The organism is Parabacteroides chongii (assembly GCF_029581355.1).
Taxonomy (GTDB): Bacteria; Bacteroidota; Bacteroidia; order Bacteroidales; family Tannerellaceae; genus Parabacteroides; species Parabacteroides chongii.
In genome coordinates, this window is record NZ_CP120849.1 from 5,142,571 (window position 1) to 5,159,612 (window position 17,042).

Annotated in this window: 14 protein-coding genes and 2 tRNA genes; 4 read left to right on the forward strand and 12 right to left on the reverse strand. The window is 44.3% G+C overall.

What is annotated here, in order from left to right; all coding sequences use genetic code 11:
• Window positions 1-10: 10 nt before the first annotated feature.
• The 3 genes from P3L47_RS19655 to P3L47_RS19665 all read right to left on the reverse strand — a co-directional run bounded on the left by P3L47_RS19655 (window position 11) and on the right by P3L47_RS19665 (window position 4,748).
• On the reverse strand, window positions 11-2,356 hold the full coding sequence (locus P3L47_RS19655) for a transglycosylase domain-containing protein (protein ID WP_277781862.1): 2,346 nt from the start codon (window positions 2,354-2,356) through the stop codon (window positions 11-13).
• A 35-nt stretch (window positions 2,357-2,391) separates the two neighbouring features.
• Entirely contained in the window at window positions 2,392-3,333 is a 942-nt protein-coding gene (locus P3L47_RS19660) for a YeiH family protein (RefSeq protein WP_277781863.1), read from the reverse strand.
• Between the two features lie 128 nt (window positions 3,334-3,461).
• A complete protein-coding gene (locus P3L47_RS19665) occupies window positions 3,462-4,748 on the reverse strand; it encodes an O-acetylhomoserine aminocarboxypropyltransferase/cysteine synthase family protein (RefSeq protein WP_277781864.1) in 1,287 nt (428 codons plus the stop codon).
• A 178-nt stretch (window positions 4,749-4,926) separates the two neighbouring features.
• Here P3L47_RS19665 and P3L47_RS19670 point away from each other — a divergent pair, with 178 nt between their 5' ends.
• Window positions 4,927-5,388: an Lrp/AsnC family transcriptional regulator gene (locus P3L47_RS19670; RefSeq protein WP_122360433.1), complete on the forward strand. Its 462-nt coding sequence runs from the start codon at window positions 4,927-4,929 to the stop codon at window positions 5,386-5,388.
• 2 nt (window positions 5,389-5,390) lie between these two features.
• Here the strand turns inward: P3L47_RS19670 and P3L47_RS19675 are convergent, their stop codons facing one another.
• Complete coding sequence (locus tag P3L47_RS19675) at window positions 5,391-6,275, reverse strand: LysR family transcriptional regulator (RefSeq protein ID WP_277781865.1); 885 nt, start codon at window positions 6,273-6,275, stop codon at window positions 5,391-5,393.
• Between the two features lie 87 nt (window positions 6,276-6,362).
• Between P3L47_RS19675 and P3L47_RS19680 the strand changes: the two genes are divergently transcribed.
• On the forward strand, window positions 6,363-9,659 hold the full coding sequence (locus P3L47_RS19680) for an AsmA family protein (RefSeq protein ID WP_277781866.1): 3,297 nt from the start codon (window positions 6,363-6,365) through the stop codon (window positions 9,657-9,659).
• On the opposite strand, the gene rfbB is transcribed toward P3L47_RS19680, so the two are convergent.
• Entirely contained in the window at window positions 9,660-10,799 is a 1,140-nt protein-coding gene (gene rfbB, locus P3L47_RS19685) for a dTDP-glucose 4,6-dehydratase (RefSeq protein WP_277781867.1), read from the reverse strand.
• Window positions 10,800-10,807: 8 nt separating this feature from the next.
• A complete protein-coding gene (gene rfbC / locus P3L47_RS19690) occupies window positions 10,808-11,368 on the reverse strand; it encodes a dTDP-4-dehydrorhamnose 3,5-epimerase (protein ID WP_122360533.1) in 561 nt (186 codons plus the stop codon).
• A gap of 158 nt (window positions 11,369-11,526) precedes the next feature.
• On the opposite strand from rfbC, the gene P3L47_RS19695 reads away from it, so the two are divergent.
• Window positions 11,527-11,598 (forward strand) — tRNA-Cys (locus P3L47_RS19695).
• A gap of 38 nt (window positions 11,599-11,636) precedes the next feature.
• Window positions 11,637-11,711: transfer RNA gene (locus P3L47_RS19700), tRNA-Cys, on the forward strand.
• A 26-nt stretch (window positions 11,712-11,737) separates the two neighbouring features.
• Here P3L47_RS19700 and P3L47_RS19705 read toward each other — a convergent pair.
• The 6 genes from P3L47_RS19705 to P3L47_RS19730 form a co-directional block, all read right to left on the reverse strand.
• Complete coding sequence (locus tag P3L47_RS19705) at window positions 11,738-12,613, reverse strand: D-Ala-D-Ala carboxypeptidase family metallohydrolase (RefSeq protein WP_277781868.1); 876 nt, start codon at window positions 12,611-12,613, stop codon at window positions 11,738-11,740.
• The gene (locus tag P3L47_RS19710; protein WP_122360438.1) at window positions 12,606-12,809 is read right to left on the reverse strand and encodes a hypothetical protein; all 204 of its coding nucleotides are present in this window, start codon (window positions 12,807-12,809) and stop codon (window positions 12,606-12,608) included. Before P3L47_RS19710 ends, P3L47_RS19705 begins: the two co-directional genes overlap by 8 nt.
• A 46-nt stretch (window positions 12,810-12,855) precedes the next feature.
• On the reverse strand, window positions 12,856-13,299 hold the full coding sequence (locus P3L47_RS19715; protein ID WP_122360439.1) for an HU family DNA-binding protein: 444 nt from the start codon (window positions 13,297-13,299) through the stop codon (window positions 12,856-12,858).
• Between the two features lie 204 nt (window positions 13,300-13,503).
• Complete coding sequence (locus P3L47_RS19720; RefSeq protein WP_122360440.1) at window positions 13,504-13,926, reverse strand: hypothetical protein; 423 nt, start codon at window positions 13,924-13,926, stop codon at window positions 13,504-13,506.
• A 114-nt stretch (window positions 13,927-14,040) separates the two neighbouring features.
• Complete coding sequence (locus tag P3L47_RS19725; RefSeq protein ID WP_277781869.1) at window positions 14,041-14,322, reverse strand: HU family DNA-binding protein; 282 nt, start codon at window positions 14,320-14,322, stop codon at window positions 14,041-14,043.
• 16 nt (window positions 14,323-14,338) lie between these two features.
• Window positions 14,339-17,041, reverse strand: a complete 2,703-nt coding sequence (locus P3L47_RS19730) for a BACON domain-containing protein (protein ID WP_277781870.1) — start codon at window positions 17,039-17,041, stop codon at window positions 14,339-14,341.
• Between the last annotated feature and the right edge of the window lies 1 nt (window position 17,042).

Sequence of the window (17,042 nt, forward strand, 5' to 3'; positions counted from 1 at the left end):
ATCCAGTCTACTATTCAAACATTTTATCGATACCTCCTGCATCTGCCGGGATACTCTTTCGTTCTTCTTCCGTTATCGTTTTACAAGGATCGGCATATTGTTCAGGAACATCGAAGTCTTCCTCTTCCGAATAACCGAGCGTCTTGTCGGCATACACCTTCTGCATAAATAAGCCGTAGATAGGCAATGCCATACTTGCCCCCTGCCCTTCCTGAAGACGGTCGAAATGAATAGAACGGTCTTCTCCTCCGACCCAACAACCGGACACCAAACTAGGCGTGAATCCCATAAACCAACCATCGGAGTTATTCTGTGTCGTACCAGTCTTACCACCCATCGGTGCTTTTATACCATAACGGAAACGAACACGTCCTCCGGTTCCACCATCAATCACGCTCCTCAACATATATAACATCTTATAGGAAGCATCTTCCGGCAACACCTCACTCATTTGTTGATTGAAACTAGCTATCGTATTCCCATACTGGTCTTCGATACGGGTTACATACATAGGCTCGACGCGAATACCTTTATTGGCAAAGGTCGTATAAGCTCCTACCATTTCACCTACCGATACATCCGGTGTTCCCAAAGAGACAGAAATAACAGGATCGATATTCCCTTTTATTCCAAAAGAATGCAACAGACGAACAAACGTATAAGGAGAAAGCTGCTTCATCAAATAAGCAGTCACCCAGTTCGAAGAGTTCTGCAATCCCCACTGCAACGTAACCATTTCACCGACCCTCTTGGCTCCGGCATTCTTTGGAGCCCAAAGTATCCCGTTTTCATCCGTCAACTTCTGTTCGACATGCAACATTTCATCGCACGGACTAAAGCCTTCAATCATCGCCAACGAGTACAGGAACGGCTTAATAGTAGAACCCACCTGCCTGCGGCCGCCATTGATCATATCATACTGGAAATCATTATAATCTATCCCGCCCACATATGCCTTCACATATCCGGTACGCGGGTCCATCGACATAAACGCCGTACGCAGGAAGCTCTTATGGTAACGGATAGAATCCCATGGAGACATAATCGTATCAACCGGACCGTTCCAGCTGAACACGCTCATTTCTACCGGCTTCTGGAACTCCTTACGCATATCGGCTTCGCTCATACCTTCCTTCTTCATCGCACGGTAACGGTCTGTCTGATGCATAGCGCGCATCAACATCGTATCCACCTGTCCGGCTCTCACATCACGGGAAAACGGAGCATAACTACGTCCTTTCTTTTCTTTGAAGAAAGCAGGTTGCAAAGTTCCGCCTATATGTTCACGAACAGCTTCTTCGGCATATTGCTGCATACGCGAATCAATAGTCGTATAAATTTTAAGACCGTCTGTATATACATTATAATATTGTCCATCCGCTTTCTTATTCTTATTACACCAACCGTATAACGGGTTCGTCTCCCATGCCAACGAGTCTTCCGAGAATTTCTGACCTTGCCAGGAGGCATAGCGCTTACGCTCCGGTTTCTTCGCCGTCAGGACAAGACGAAGATATTCACGGAAATAAGGAGCTGGTCCGTCTTTGTGGTCCATACGGCTGAAACGGACAGTCAGAGGTAATGCTTTCAGAGAATCACATTCCGCCCGGCTGATATACCCCGCCTTTTCCATCTGATCCAGAACGGTGTTACGGCGTCCGCGGGTACGTTCATTCTGACGAACAGGATTGAAATAAGAAGGATTCTTACACATTCCCACCAGTGTCGCCGCTTCTTCTATCTTTAAATTCTTAGGGGTTGTTCCGAAATAGACACGTGCAGCCGATTGAATACCGACTGCATTATACAGGAAGTCAAATTTGTTCAAATACATGCTGATAATCTCTTCCTTTGTATAATAACGTTCCAATTGAACGGCAATCACCCATTCGATCGGCTTTTGGAACAGGCGTTCCATAAAGTTATCGGCACTAGGTGAGAAAAGCTGTTTTGCCAGCTGCTGGGTAATGGTACTACCACCGCCACCACTCTTCTGCATCAGGATACCGCGTTTCACAACAGCGCGGAACAATCCCTGCGCATCGATACCGCTATGTTGTGCATAACGAATATCTTCGGTAGCTATCAAGGCTTTCACCAGGTCGGGAGAAAGATCCTTATAATTTGTCATGATACGGTTATCCTGACTATGGGCATAACTTCCCAATGTCTTTCCGTCAGATGAAATGATCTGGGAAGCATATTTATCGATAGGATTTTCGAGCTGTTCCACCGGCGGCATATACCCGATAGAGCCATTCGCTATTGCGGTAAAAATCAGAAATACAGTCCCTACTGCTGCCGCAAACAGTACCCAGAATGTAATTATAATACCTTTTGTTATTTTTGAAGCCATCTTCTTATTCGCTTAGAAATCGCAAAGATAAGAAATTAAACCAATAATATAACTCCCAGGCTAATTAAACCGATGAAAACCCAAAGCACTACCCCTTGTACCATCGGACGGACACCGACCTGTTTGATTACTTTTCTTGATAATCCGGCTCCGATAAGGAAGAGAGTGACAGTCAATCCCTTTTTAGCCAACCAAACCAACGAACCTGTCACTGTTTCGGGGATCGTTAAAAAGGTGTTGGCAACCATTGCCAAAATGAAAAAGAAGATAAACCAGGGGATAGCAATCTTACCACCTTTTTGCTTGAAGAGGAACATGGTCACGATCGTAATCGGAATAATCCACAAAGCACGCGTCAACTTAACCATCGTAGCGATTTCAAGCGCTTCCTCGCCATAAGCGGCACCGGCACCGACCACCGAACTGGTGTCGTGGATAGCAATAGCCGCCCACATGCCGAATTGCTCCTGTGTCATATTGAGTAAATGACCGATAGGGGGAAAGATAAACAGCGCAATTGCATTCAGGATAAAGATCGTACCCAGTGCCATCGACATTTCATTATCGTTAGCTTTCACTACCGGCCCTACGGCTGCAATGGCGCTACCGCCGCAAATAGCTGTCCCGGCAGAGATCAGATAAGCGGTTTTCCGATCCATCATCAGGCGTTTGCCCAGATATATACCCAACACCAGTACAGCCGCCACCGACACAATGGTGAAAAGCATGCCTTCCTTCCCTGTCTTCAGCGACTCATGCAGATTCATACCGAACCCGAGCCCAACGACCGAAAACTGTAGCAGATATTTGGATGTCTTCTTACTAAACTTAGGAAAAGGCTGCCCGGCTGTCATCCCGAGTGTAAGCCCTAGAAACAGGGCTATTGCGGGCGATATAAAAGGCATCAGGCATAAAATAAAAAGAAGAATGAAAAGAGGTTTGTTATACTTCGCAAGCACTTGTTCAATTGTGTCCATTACTATAATATCTTAGTTATCCTTATATTTTTGACGGCGCAAAAGTAAATTAAAAAAAGATATCATACCAATCACATTATGGAATAGATGATAACTTGAAGTTATAACCCTCCTTTCATTCTGATTGTTCAGATTCTGGCAAGCGCCTCTTCCAAATCAGCCAGCAAATCCTCAATATGTTCCGTCCCGATCGACAAACGAACTGTTCCCGGATAAATTTCCTGGTCTACCAGTTCTTCGGCACTCAATTGAGAATGGGTCGTACTTGCCGGATGAATAACAAGAGATTTGACATCGGCAACATTTGCCAACAAAGAGAAAATCTCCAAACTGTCGATGAAGCGGTGTGCTTCCTCCTGACCGCCTTTCAGCTCGAAAGTAAAAATGGAACCGCCGCCTTTGGGGAAATAACGTTTATATAAAGCATGGTCGGGATGGTCCGGCAGTGACGGGTGGTTTACCTTTTTCACTTTCGGATGATCTTTCAGAAAATCCACGACTTTCAAGGCATTTTCCACATGGCGTTCCACACGCAAAGAAAGTGTCTCCAGCCCCTGTAATAAAATGAATGCATTGAAAGGACTGATGCAGGCTCCGGTATCACGCAAGAGGATAGCACGAATACGGGTAACATACGCTGCCGGACCGGCTGCATCGACAAAACGTACGCCATGATAACTCGGATCGGGCTCTGTCAATTGCGGAAACTTACCGGAAGCGACCCAGTCGAACTTACCGGAATCGACAATCACACCACCCAGCGATGTGCCATGCCCGCCTATAAACTTGGTCGCAGAATGTACTACAATATCAGCCCCGTACTCGATCGGACGGATCAGATAAGGAGTTCCGAACGTATTGTCGACGATCAAGGGTATCTTGTGGCGATGGGCAATATCAGCGACTACCTCTATATCTATAATATTGGAATTAGGATTTCCCAGGGTTTCAATAAAGACAGCCTTTGTATTCGGTTGAATGGCTTTCTCGAAATTCGACAGGTCAGCCGGATCGACAAAGGTGGCGGTTATCCCATAAGCGGGCAATGTATGCGCCAGCAGATTATAACTACCGCCATAAATGGTTTTAGCAGCAACGATATGGTCACCGGCACGGGCAATATTCTCAAATGCATAGGTAATAGCAGCAGCACCGGAGGCTACAGCCAGCCCTGCTACACCGCCTTCCAGGACAGCTACCCGTTGTTCAAAAACACCTTGAGTCGAATTAGTCAAGCGTCCGTATATGTTACCCGGATCCTGCAGACCGAAACGGGCTGCGGCATGTGCCGAGTTATGAAACACATAAGATGTTGTCTGATAAATAGGAACTGCACGTGAATCTGTTGCCGGATCTGCCTGTTCCTGTCCCACATGAAGCTGTAAAGTCTCAAAATGCAATTCTCTTTTTGCCATGATCGTATTCTTTTTAGTTTAACTGATTATCGAATTATTCACCAGCAAAAGTACAATACATGGAAATATCAAACAAGAAATATTGATAATACAGAAAATAACCCTATTTTTGCATCAGTACACAGAATAAACAAACCGGATAATAGTTAAAATAGCCCCAATAAAAGAATTTTATTCTATGGAGACTCTTGATAAAAAGGATTTGCAGATACTTCGTACGCTGCAGGAGAATGCACGATTAACGACGAAAGAGCTTGCCGCCCGGGTAAACCTTTCGTCCACACCTGTTTTCGAACGTCTCAGACGTTTGGAGAACGGGGGATATATAAAGAAGTATATCGCCGTATTGGATGCGGAAAAGCTGAACCTGGGCTTTGTCGTCTTTTGCCGCGTCAAACTCAGTAAGCTCAATAAAGAGATAGCGACTGATTTCACACGGATCATACAGGAGATACCTGAAGTAACCGAATGTTATAATATATCAGGCAGTTACGATTACCTGCTAAAGATACATGCCCCCAATATGAAGCATTATCAAGAATTTATCCTGAATGTCCTGGGAACGATCGACAGCCTGGGATCACTGGAAAGTACTTTTGTGATGGATGAAGTAAAACACGATTACGGTATCCATATCTGACCTTATTTATAGGCTTGCATATACCGGATAAAACTCTCCTCCAGTCCGCCGCTCTGCCCTTGCAACTGCACAAAGGAGAACATACGTTCGGCTGAAAAGTCCGTGATATCAATCACTTTCAATGAACCCGACATCAGTTCGCGGGTAACGGCACGCACCGATACGATCGCAAGGACATCCGAATTTTCAAGAAACAACTTGATACTTTCGGTACTTCCCAATTGCATCAGAACATTTAATTGAGACAATTTGATCTGATGCTCGGCAAGCGTAGATTCCAGGACAGATAATGTTCCCGAGCCATTTTCACGGAGCACCAGCGGCAGAGTGCAAAGCTGCTCCAGCGACAGTTCTTCAAAATGAGCGAGCTTGCTGCCGGTATGCGTAATCACCACCAACTCATCTTTCATAAAAGGCGTATAGTGGAGGGAGCTCTGGCGAATCTTCCCTTCCACCAGCCCCAAAGTGATCTTTCCTTCACACAAAGCCTTTTCGATATCATGGCTGTTACCGTTCAGCAAAGAAGCGCGTATATCGGGAAACTTCCTGATAAAAGAAGATAATATAGGAGGCAAAACATATTGGGCAATCGTGGTACTCGCCCCCAGGCGCAGGTCGCCGCAGATATTATCGGTCAGCAGATTCATCTCGAAATCCAGTTGCCGGTAAGCGGCAAGCAACGTATTAGTATGCGACAAAAGCAATTCCCCTGCCCGTGTCAGCACGATACGGCTACCGGTACGGTCGAACAACGGCATCTTATACTGCATCTCCAGTTCATGAATATGTTTGCTTATAGCGGGCTGGCTTATATACAACTCTTTGGAAGCTTTCGTAAAGCTCAGGTTAGTCGCTACGCTGTAAAATACCTTCAGGCGAAAATCCATATTCCTATATTCTTTTAAATAAACTTATCTGGTACAAAGATATGGGTTTATTTACATACTTTTGTATGACCAATACATGAAGACAATATGAAGATCAATAAAAAAGTAGTTACAACTATTATCGTTATTGCTGTTACCCTGTTCTTTATCCTGCCGGGTATCGGCTTCAGTATTCTGAACTGGGGTGTTCTCCCTCCGGAGAAACTGACTCCGCTTGTCATCGAACAGACCAATAAATTCCTTGATGCCCACCTGGATTGCGAACGGATCGAGCTTACTTATTTCGAAACATACCCGCATCTAGGTATCCGGCTTACGAATGGTCACCTGATCTCGCATGCAGCAGAAGACTCTACTGCACACGAAGAAGAACTGGCCATCCCATCCGACTCGTTGCTTGCTTTCAAAACAGCCGTTATCTCCCTCCGGCCAACCGACTTTCTTTTCGGCGGCAAGATAACCATCGGCGAGTTCAGCCTCGAAGAACCCCGCTTCTACGGTTACGTCAATAAAAAAGGGGCTGCCAACTGGGATATTTATTCCAGTGAACCCGATTCTGCCGAGACCGACAAAAAGCCTTTGCCACCTATCGACCTGCAAAAAGTCCGTATCTCAAATGGCCGTTTCACTTACGACGACCGTGAAGCAGACTTATTTGCCGAGATCAACGGTTTCTTCCTTAACATGGACGGCTCGCTGACCGACGGGAAGAACAAGCTGGACATTGAAACCGGCTCTACCTCTATTCTTTTCAGTAGTCCGACCTATACATTAGAAAATAAACTGGCGCTGAAACTAAAAAGCCAACTCCTGTTATCCGACAACTTCAATACAATCACATTGAACGATGCCGAATTGCTGGTAAACAACCTGCCTTTTACAGCCAACGGTTCTGTCAGCAGCCTGCCGCCGCTGAAACAGACCAAAATAGACATGGAAGTCGGGCTTAAAGTATCCGATATGAACGATCTGCTGAAATTCATACCCGATGCCTACTTCCAACACAGAGAAAAAATAGAAGCTAAAGGTGCAGTCATCGTGGAAGGTAACATACATGGTTACCTGGGCGACAGCATTGTCCCCTCGGTTAACCTATGCTGTAAAATAGAGAATGGCTCTTACCACGTCAAAGGTCTCAAACAAGGGATCGACACCCTACAGATGGATATGGACCTCCATCTGAACGGCATGTATCCCGACTCTTCTTTCGTCTCGTTGGAACAACTGACATTAAAAGGTCTGACAACTTCCCTGGATATGAGCGGAAAAGTCACCAACCTGCTGACTTCTCCCAATATAGATACAAATATTAAAGGAAAGATAGATTTCACACGGCTGGCAAAAGAATTCCTGAACCCGGACACCCTATTCCTCCAGGGAGTAATGGATGCCGACCTTTCTGCCTCGTTCAATGTGGATGACCTGCTGAACAGCCAGTACGGAAAAGTACATGCGTCAGGCCGTTTGAATATCGATACATTGAAAGCCTACAGTAAACCGTTGGGAATGGATGTCTTTATTACCAATGCAGCTTTCTCGGTCGATTCAACCCAGTTAAGTAGTTCTTACCTGGAAAATAAGGACCTGTTAAGCATAACACTGTCCGTCGACAGCCTGAACGTCAAATATCAGGACGACATCAGTACCAACATCAGCCGATTGGCTATACAGGCAAAAACATCACCGGTAATCGATACGACAGCCGTTATCCCAATGACAGCACAGTTGAAATTCGATTATCTGCGCACCCGTCTTCCTGACTCCGTATGGCTGGTGGCCGGACAGACTGTTATGAAAGGCGGCATCAAATCATCCGCATCCAACAAACTCATACCGACTGCCGGAGCTACCATCTCTGTCGATACCCTGCGTTATTTCATTCTGCCGATGCGTACCGGAATGATCCTCTCCGGAAATACATTTAATATAGAAGCTCTTCCCTACCGGGATGCCATACGTCAACGCAGGCTGGCCCGGACCGATACGACTACGCAAACAGCTGCAAGAGTAACACGTACACGCCGTCCAAGAATACCTGGTCAGGTACAGGCAGACACAACCGATGTGACAACGCAGTTATTACGTCGCTGGGAAGTACGCGGCAGTCTTTCGTTCAACAAAATGCGCGGATTCAGCCGCCTGCTGCCTCTACCGATGAGAATAGATCAGACAACCATGAAGTTCAACACCAACGACATTACACTCACCGATGCACACCTGCATCTGGGAAAAAGCGATTTCATGCTGAACGGAGAAATAAAACGTATCCGCCAAGCCATGTTGCGAGGAGGAAAATTACAGGGCAACTTCTCCCTGACATCCGACTATATCGACTGTAACCAGCTAATGAAAGCGATGAACTCAGGCATGCAATATTCGGAACAACATGCCGCAACAGCCGACCAGTCAGCTATCGACGAAGAAAATCTCGTCACAATGGATACCCATACATTGCAGGATTCCATGGCTACAGCCACATTAGACACGACAGACCGGGTATTCGTTATCCCTGCTTATTTGGATATGACGCTTCATACAGATGCGAAAAAGATCGATTTCAAAGATGTCGAACTGAGCAATGTCCTTGGTGAAGTGATCATCCGCGATCAGAGCATCAACCTCAGCAACCTCAAGATGGATTCGAATATCGGTCGTGGAAATATGACAATGTTCTACACGGCTAAGGATGAAAGCGGTGCTTCTGCAGGTTTCGATCTCGATCTGGAAAATGTCATGGTCGAGAAATTAATCGGATTATACCCCGCCATCGATACCCTGGTTCCTATGTTACGTTCTTTCGAAGGCGTAGTAGACTGCCAGATCACAGCCACCTGCAAAATGGACTCAGTAATGTCACTCGATCTCCCCTCTTTAAATTCAGCCTGCTATCTGCATGGAGAAAATATGGTGCTGCTCGATGGCGAAACTTTTACGGAAATATCCAAGACGCTTATGTTCAAGAATAAGAAACGAAATGTGATAGACAGTATCTCCGTAGACTTGGCCATTAAGGACAATAAAATCGAGGTATTTCCCTTCCTGGTTGAAATGGACAGATACAAAGTGGCAGTCGGAGGAACGCACAATCTGGATATGACGTTCAACTACCATCTATCCGTACTCAAATCACCCGTTCCTTTCAAACTGGGAATAGATATCACCGGCAACCTGGACGATTTCAAATACAAGATCGTGAAATGCCGCTACAAAGATCTCTTCAAGCCGGCCAAAGAAGCCGAACTGGATAGCACGCGCACAAATATCCGCAAAGAGATACGGGAATCGATACGTAAACAAATAAAAGAGACTGCTCCCGAACTGGTGAGCAGCCTCTCTTCAAATCATTCAGCGACTTCTCCGGATGGAGAAACCAATGTTCTGTAATCAACGGCCGGAGTACATCCGGTCGTAATATTTCATATAATCGCCGCCGGTAATATCTTCTACCCATTGTTGGTTTTCCAGATACCAGCGGATCGTTTTTACGATACCGACCTCAAAGCTGGTTTCAGGTGTCCAACCCAGTTCTGTGGATATTTTTGTCGGATCGATGGCATAACGTTGATCGTGTCCGAGCCGGTCTTTTACGAAAGTAATCAAGCTTTCATTGATCCAGTCGATCCTAATCTCTCCGTCAGGACCGATCTCTTTCTTCTTCAATACCTGACGGTATTCAGGTTGCTCAGTCATCAACCGGCGGATTGTCTGAATGGTCAACTTCACAATCTCGATATTCTGTTTTTCGTTATGTCCGCCTACATTATATACTTCGCCAGCCCGCCCTCGATGGATAACCGCATCGATCGCCTTGCAATGGTCTTCCACATACAACCAGTCCCTTACATTGGTGCCGTCGCCATATACAGGTAAAGATTTCCCTTCCAGGATATTTTTTATAATAAGCGGAATCAGCTTTTCCGGAAAATGATAAGGACCATAATTATTGGAACAGCGGGTAATGCTTACCGGCATTTTATAGGTATCTGCATAAGCCTTTACAAACAAATCGGCACTGGTCTTGGATGCACTGTAAGGACTTCTCGGATCCAATGGAGTCGTTTCGTGGAAATAGCCTTCCGCTCCCAGACTGCCATATACCTCATCGGTCGACACCTGGTGAAAACGTACGCCTTCGCGCCACAACGGATAACCGGTCTCGGCTTTTCCCGTTACCCAGGCTTTGCGCGCGGCATCCAGTAAGTTTTGCGTCCCCAGAATATTTGTCACCAAAAACAACTGCGGGTTTTCAATACTACGGTCGACATGACTCTCTGCGGCAAAATTAACGACATAATCAAAATTATATTTTGCAAAAAGTTCATCAGCCAAATCACGGTCGCAGATATCTCCCTTTACAAACTCACAACGTTCGCCATCGATATCCTCCGCTATTGTACCCAGATTCCCTGCATAAGTAAGCAAGTCAAGAACTACGATCTTTATATCCTGATGCTCAGCCAGCATATATTTGATAAAGTTGGCACCAATAAAACCAGCGGCACCTGTAACCAGATAAGTCTTCATCGTCCGTATTATTTATATGTATAATTAATTTCTGCTTCGCTCAATAGGGGAGATTTTGTGTCTTTCTCCGATAAGGTTAATGCTTCCGCATCCGTGATCTTCCAATCTATCCCTATCGAAGGATCATCAAAGCGTAATCCCCTTTCATGGCTTGGCATGTAAGGATTATCTACCTTATATGTAAATACAGCCTCGTCGCTCAACACATGAAATCCATGAGCAAAGCCCTGAGGGATAAAAAACTGGCGTTTATTCTCTGCCGAAAGTTCGACAGCCACATATTTTCCGAACGTCGGTGAACCGACACGAATATCTACAGCCACATCCAGAACACGTCCGGTGATTACCCGTACTAACTTCGACTGCGAATAAGGAGCCAGCTGATAATGTAATCCGCGGAGTACTCCTTTGGAAGAACAAGATTCATTATCCTGAATAAAATTTACCTTACCGATATGTTGTTCGAACTCGTCCTTCTTCCAGGCTTCCATAAAATACCCCCGTGCATCATTAAAAACCTTAGGTTCAATAATCCACATACCTGGAATTTCTGTCTCAATATAATTCATCCTTTCATTTTTATAACTAACAGAAGACAAAGTAACTTCTTTTTCCTTAGTTCTGCAACAATCAACGCCTGCAAAAAGAATGAAAAAGATTTGCATATTCCAAACATAATGCCTTTCTTTGCACTCGCAAAAACGATAAGACGTTATTTGAAACAAACGGTTCCTTGGATGAGTGGCTTAGTCAGCGGTCTGCAAAACCGTGTACGGCGGTTCGAATCCGCCAGGAACCTCAAAAGAGATAATTCATCGTTAATGCAAAACAAAGTCCGGTTCCTTGGATGAGTGGCTTAGTCAGTGGTCTGCAAAACCATGTACGGCGGTTCGAATCCGCCAGGAACCTCCAAAACAGAAGGATTGGAAAGTAAATTTCTAATCCTTTTTTATTTTCATTGAAGGGGAACAACAAGCCTTCCACCACACACATCCTCCTATTAACACGACACCGAAAATTTTCCAGATCCTTATAGAGGATGACTGATTATATTCCTTATTTTCAGAGAAAGAGGACTGGTTTGTTTGTTGATGGATTATCTCCAATAATGAATTATTCGTATGATCGATCGTATCGATCATGTTATGATATTTGTTGCCTTGTAGTAAGGTTATTTCTGTAGTATATTGATAACCAGTGCTATCGGGTGGTGAAAAGACCATCCGGGTTATATTCCAGTTTATGGAATCTTTCGTGTATATTTTATGGCTTAAAGAAGAAGAATCTTTAAGAGAATGTACCAGTGAATCTATTTGGATAGCCTGTCCCTTTTTTACACTTTCCTGTCGTATCCGGCAAGAGGGTAACAGAATAAGTAAACATAACAACATATAAAATAACACCTGCATCCGGTTATGACCTCTTTCTTTTAAGGAGATATGCAGAAACTTTCGTTTTCTGTACAGGATAGCTTGATCGAAAAGTAACCCCGACTTTTTCAGTATCTCCAGTAACCGACCCGGCCCTTCCGGTATATAACAATCGGCAGCCTCCCCGTTTCGGTGTTGACTAGTAGCAACGCCACCGGCCAAACGGTTTACCGCATCACTGCGATACCCGCTCAAAATGGCAATAGGACCATTATTCAACCGCCTTAACGGTTCCAGTAAATGAGTGGCAAGATAAGCCAGGGCGTGGCAAGCCGCAGACGGAGGTTCGTTATCCAAACCGTTTACTACCGCTATATTACTGTAAGTCAGTTCCTCCTTGCTGAAATGTTCGCTCAGCATGGTTTTATGTGTTGTGTTACTCATGATTGTTGATTTTAAATTTATATGTATAATCCACTCCGAAAAGAGCTCCTGCAAATGTGCTGATCTCACCAAAGGCCACCAGTACGCTACTATCTATCAATCCGTCAGGGGCTACCCAAAAACCGCTGAAGAGAAGAACAATCCCGCTCACTGTGAGCAGGACTGCAATAATTAACTGAATCGTTATCCGTTTCATAAACCTCTACCCTTTTAACTGTCTACTGTCACTTGTCAACTGTCAACTACTCTATCACCGGTCTATCGTCTTCCCCACCGCCATTCTCTTCATCCTTCTTTTCAGACAACTTCTCAAAGCTGACCTGGCTTTTAATGGTACGGAGTGCTTTCCCCGGGAAAAAGCGAACCTTAGGTTCACGGATCAGATTTGTATCAAAAGATTTTTCGTCCGTCACCCCGGGAGACCCGATAGTAAAACGGAAAGTACCCAATTCCCCGACAGTGACACGTCGTCCATGTTGCAGATGACGCACTAATATGACATTCATACGGTCCAACACAGCTTTCACCACAGCACTACCTACCCCGGAGCTATCGCCTACCTCCTCCACAAATTCATCAAATCCCACAAAATCACCCGAAACAATTTGTGCATACTTCTTTTCCGGGATATCCTTCTTATCATTTCCCAAATTCTTTTTAACCACCAGTTTATACTTTACACTCATGACTACAATAATTTAATAGATTAATATTCAAGTACTTTATCGACATCAATACAACAAAGATAAACCGGTAAAAAAATGAAATATGCTGAAATATGCAGCACATATAAGACCTGCAGGCAGGCTGTCGGCGTTTTAAATAAAAATACGAGACAATCCTTGTAGATTTCAGAAGGGGGGAATTAAGTTTTATTAATCAGAAGGCTACTATTTGGGCTCATTATCAGCTTTCCATAGATCAAGCAGGTCACTAAAATCATCCGAAGTAAATTCTTTACGAAGTAGATCTCCCAAATATTCGACCGATTTATTATCGTGAAAAACAAGGAGAAGCACAAAAGACAGGTGTAGATAAGAAGGCATAAAACCATCCTCCCGCTTTCCTTCCAGTAAAGAGAATACCTTTCGGAGGAGTTCCGGTTGTTGCAACTCATAGCCGAGCGAACCGATTACCGTTTTATATAATAGAAAATCCAATGATTTTTGCCAATGGTGTTGAAATAAGTCGGTCAGAAATAAGCGGTAGCGGGGAGGTGTATTTTCCCAGTCACAAAAGGCCGTATCAACGGCAGCCTTTTTATAAAGTTCTTGTTCCGGCTCTGGCAAGTTTTCCAATAATGACTTAAACATTTTTACGGAAGGTGTTTTTCTCCCGAAGAGTTCTTTTAGCTTTGTATACATAATGCATTCAGACAGGGGAATGGTTTATCCCTGCCTGAATGCACCACTGTGACAACAACATATTTATTTACGTTCATTCAATAATCGCAACAACTCTTTACCAGGCCTGAATTTGACACTAGTACGAGACTTTATCAAAACACAAATACCGGTACGGGGATTACGTCCAAAACGTTCACTCTGTTTCCAAGGGGATAAAGTGCCAAAACCATGCAGGATAATGGAATTATCTTTTGCTAGTTCACTAACCATTACATCTTCGAAGATATTTATAAACCGCAGAGATTCCTTTTGAGAGATTGACATCTTTTCTGCGATCTTCCGTGTTAAATCTGATTTGTTCATGTTCTTTATTATTTTATTAATTCAAATCACGTACACAACGTACATATTCTTTATCACTTGTTATTCCATCTTTGTTACTTGCAATATTTCCATTACTAAAATTAAGTCCACACCGTTTGTTCATATTATCTGTACGAACAGAACAACTCCAATACCAATAACCAAGAAATTTAGCACCAAATGTATTAGAGTTTGACTCTTCATCACTAGCATTATTATTAGTACCTTTACATTTATCCCACATGGCAAATAACTCAATATGGGTTGGTAAACGCCAACCTTCTCCTTTCACTGTACAATGCGTCCAAGCATCATTTGTACTATAAACATACGTTTCAGTGCTTTGAGTATCTTCTATCTCTATTGTGTAGGGAGTAGAGATTGTATATGTAGATGATGTGCCTTTATAATCACTCCCTGCTGTACCAGAAAGTATACCTTCATCACTATTGAATGGTGGATAATTCTTATTTCTGTTCAATTTACTAACATAGCTATCTACTGTTGATTGATTGATAGTAATTATATAGACAACACCAGCTTGCTGTGATACAGTAATATTAATAGCTCGAGAAGGAGCAGAAACCACGGATGCAACAAAATTTCCTGAGCGAGCAGAATTTGCATTGCTAAGAGCACTAAAAGTCAAATCAGCATTTCCTAGACCACTCGTTGGACTTACAGTTATACCATTATCATTCTCCGGCTTAATAATCCAAGACAACCCCTCAGTCGCAAAAATATGACCATTAACAGAGCCTCCATCAGCATTTATATCTGAAGAAGGTAGTGTTACGTTAAAGGTAGACCCAGCCTGTTCAACCGTTATATCTGCCAATGGTCCCGGATGAATATCTCCGGCTTCATTTCCTACACGTACACCGATCTTCCCGGAACGTGTAGATGACGATAAATTAAGAGATGCTTTATATCCAACAGATTGTGAAGTTCCTGTAGTCGTTCCGCTCTTTGACGTTAATGTCAGCCAATCATCACCTGTTGTTACTGAGGCTACCCAGGGTAAATCGGATGTTGCCGTAAAGTCCACGGATAAGTTGTCCGCTTTTTCCGGACTTATACTATATGATTTTTTGGAAGAAGTAACAGTAGCTCCTGCCTGCGTGACAGATATGCTTCCGGTTAAGTCCGGATAACTTGCATCACTGATTGCATCTCCTCCTTTTATAAGTAAGGTTCCTGTACGGGAAGAGGCAGACGGATTAGCAGATAAAGTTTTAATTGCCAATGTTTCATTCGTACCTGAAGCCTCCGTTCCCGATACCGGAGCGTCTCCATTCCATCCTAACCAGTTACCCCATTCAGTTTCCAAAGTAGCCGACCACGGCAATCCAGCTGTCGCCTTAAATGTTCCACTTCCGGTAGAACCATTTTCAGCCGCCAACGATACAGACTGTGCCCCAACCTCTAAAGAAGACGGATCTTGCCTTACCTTTATTTCTTTCTCTCCTACCTTAAAAGAAGTCTCCCGTACTTCGGCACGAGGATTAGCTGTCGTCGTATTAAACTCTACTTTATAGGGACCGATAAAATCCAGCCGGTTTCCCGATTCATACGTTTTTCCTCCCACAGTGGCAGATAACCAGCCGGGGATAGTAAAAGCCCAGGATACCCCCGGACGGGTAGTTACCTGAAAGATACCTGTAGCCCCTTTTTCCGGTCCCAAATTCTCCGGGTCTTCCATCTCCGGTACACTCCCCACTGTCACCCGTTTATCCGTAAAATCTATACCCGTCAGCGTTACTTCAATGGCATAAAAACCGTTCCGGACAACATTATAGTCATTATTTCCCGCACCGGGATACAAGGTAAACACCACATTTCCATAAGTTACCCCATCCTGTACAGCTTCACCGCTTAGTTTTATACAAGTAGCATAACTTACCCCCTCACCCGTCTTTTCCGTTGCTCTATCCCCGCCATTGGTTCCCATTCCTGCCGGATTTTCCGGCACATACCAGAAATGAACACCACTGGTCCCCGGAGAAGTAACGGTATAGTTTTTGTAATTTCCGTCACCCGACAGTTGTTCCGGGGCATTCTCTCCGGTATATTTCATTACCTTCGGAACATTACATAATTCAAGCGTGGACGGTATAAAAGAGAAATTCTCTCCACCCACCGAGTAAGCGAATTTAATCTTTGCCAGTGAACGCTTCAACTGGATATCCGCATCAATATTTTCTGTGATTGTTCCGGACCACATGCCGGTCATTACACAAAGGTTACCGACAGGCAGTCCCTCCTCCGTAAAAGCCGTGGAGGTAGTCAATGTATTCAAATCGTTTTCAGAATCGGCTTTACCTGATAAATTGCCAGCATTCGCAACCACCCATACATGGCAGATCCCTTCAATCCGTTTCAGCGGCAGATTCACGCTTTCCTGCGTTGCTAAAGAAGAAAAATATTCCTCTGCAACCAGATCCCCTTTACTATCATACTGTCCCGCCCAAAGGTTTTGCAGGGTTTTATCAGCGGTTTCTCCCGGATCCGTCTGCGACCGGGTAACAACGGTTGTATCGCTACGGGTCTGAAGCATGGTGGTTGTCAGTACATTCAACCGGAAACCGACCTCTATCTCTTCCCCTTTTTTATGGCCGTCACCACTAACCACTTCGCTTTGCGTACAACGGCAACACACAGACAGCAAAAAAAGACCGGCAAATACGACTTTATTCATCTTTATACCTCCTGAATTCATT

Bases quoted from the DNA above. Each gene is read 5' to 3' on its own strand.
- rfbB (WP_277781867.1), bottom strand. From the start codon at position 10,799: ATGAAGACTTATCTGGTTACAGGTGCCGCTGGTTTTATTGGTGCCAAC.
- P3L47_RS19715 (WP_122360439.1), bottom strand. From the start codon at position 13,299: ATGAGTGTAAAGTATAAACTGGTGGTTAAAAAGAATTTGGGAAATGAT.
- P3L47_RS19720 (WP_122360440.1), bottom strand. From the start codon at position 13,926: ATGTTTAAGTCATTATTGGAAAACTTGCCAGAGCCGGAACAAGAACTT.
- P3L47_RS19675 (WP_277781865.1), bottom strand. From the start codon at position 6,275: ATGGATTTTCGCCTGAAGGTATTTTACAGCGTAGCGACTAACCTGAGC.
- P3L47_RS19730 (WP_277781870.1), bottom strand. From the start codon at position 17,041: ATGAATTCAGGAGGTATAAAGATGAATAAAGTCGTATTTGCCGGTCTT.
- P3L47_RS19665 (WP_277781864.1), bottom strand. From the start codon at position 4,748: ATGGCAAAAAGAGAATTGCATTTTGAGACTTTACAGCTTCATGTGGGA.
- P3L47_RS19655 (WP_277781862.1), bottom strand. From the start codon at position 2,356: ATGGCTTCAAAAATAACAAAAGGTATTATAATTACATTCTGGGTACTG.
- P3L47_RS19705 (WP_277781868.1), bottom strand. From the start codon at position 12,613: ATGAGTAACACAACACATAAAACCATGCTGAGCGAACATTTCAGCAAG.
- rfbC (WP_122360533.1), bottom strand. From the start codon at position 11,368: ATGAATTATATTGAGACAGAAATTCCAGGTATGTGGATTATTGAACCT.
- P3L47_RS19680 (WP_277781866.1), top strand. From the start codon at position 6,363: ATGAAGATCAATAAAAAAGTAGTTACAACTATTATCGTTATTGCTGTT.
- P3L47_RS19710 (WP_122360438.1), bottom strand. From the start codon at position 12,809: ATGAAACGGATAACGATTCAGTTAATTATTGCAGTCCTGCTCACAGTG.
- P3L47_RS19660 (WP_277781863.1), bottom strand. From the start codon at position 3,333: ATGGACACAATTGAACAAGTGCTTGCGAAGTATAACAAACCTCTTTTC.
- P3L47_RS19670 (WP_122360433.1), top strand. From the start codon at position 4,927: ATGGAGACTCTTGATAAAAAGGATTTGCAGATACTTCGTACGCTGCAG.
- P3L47_RS19725 (WP_277781869.1), bottom strand. From the start codon at position 14,322: ATGAACAAATCAGATTTAACACGGAAGATCGCAGAAAAGATGTCAATC.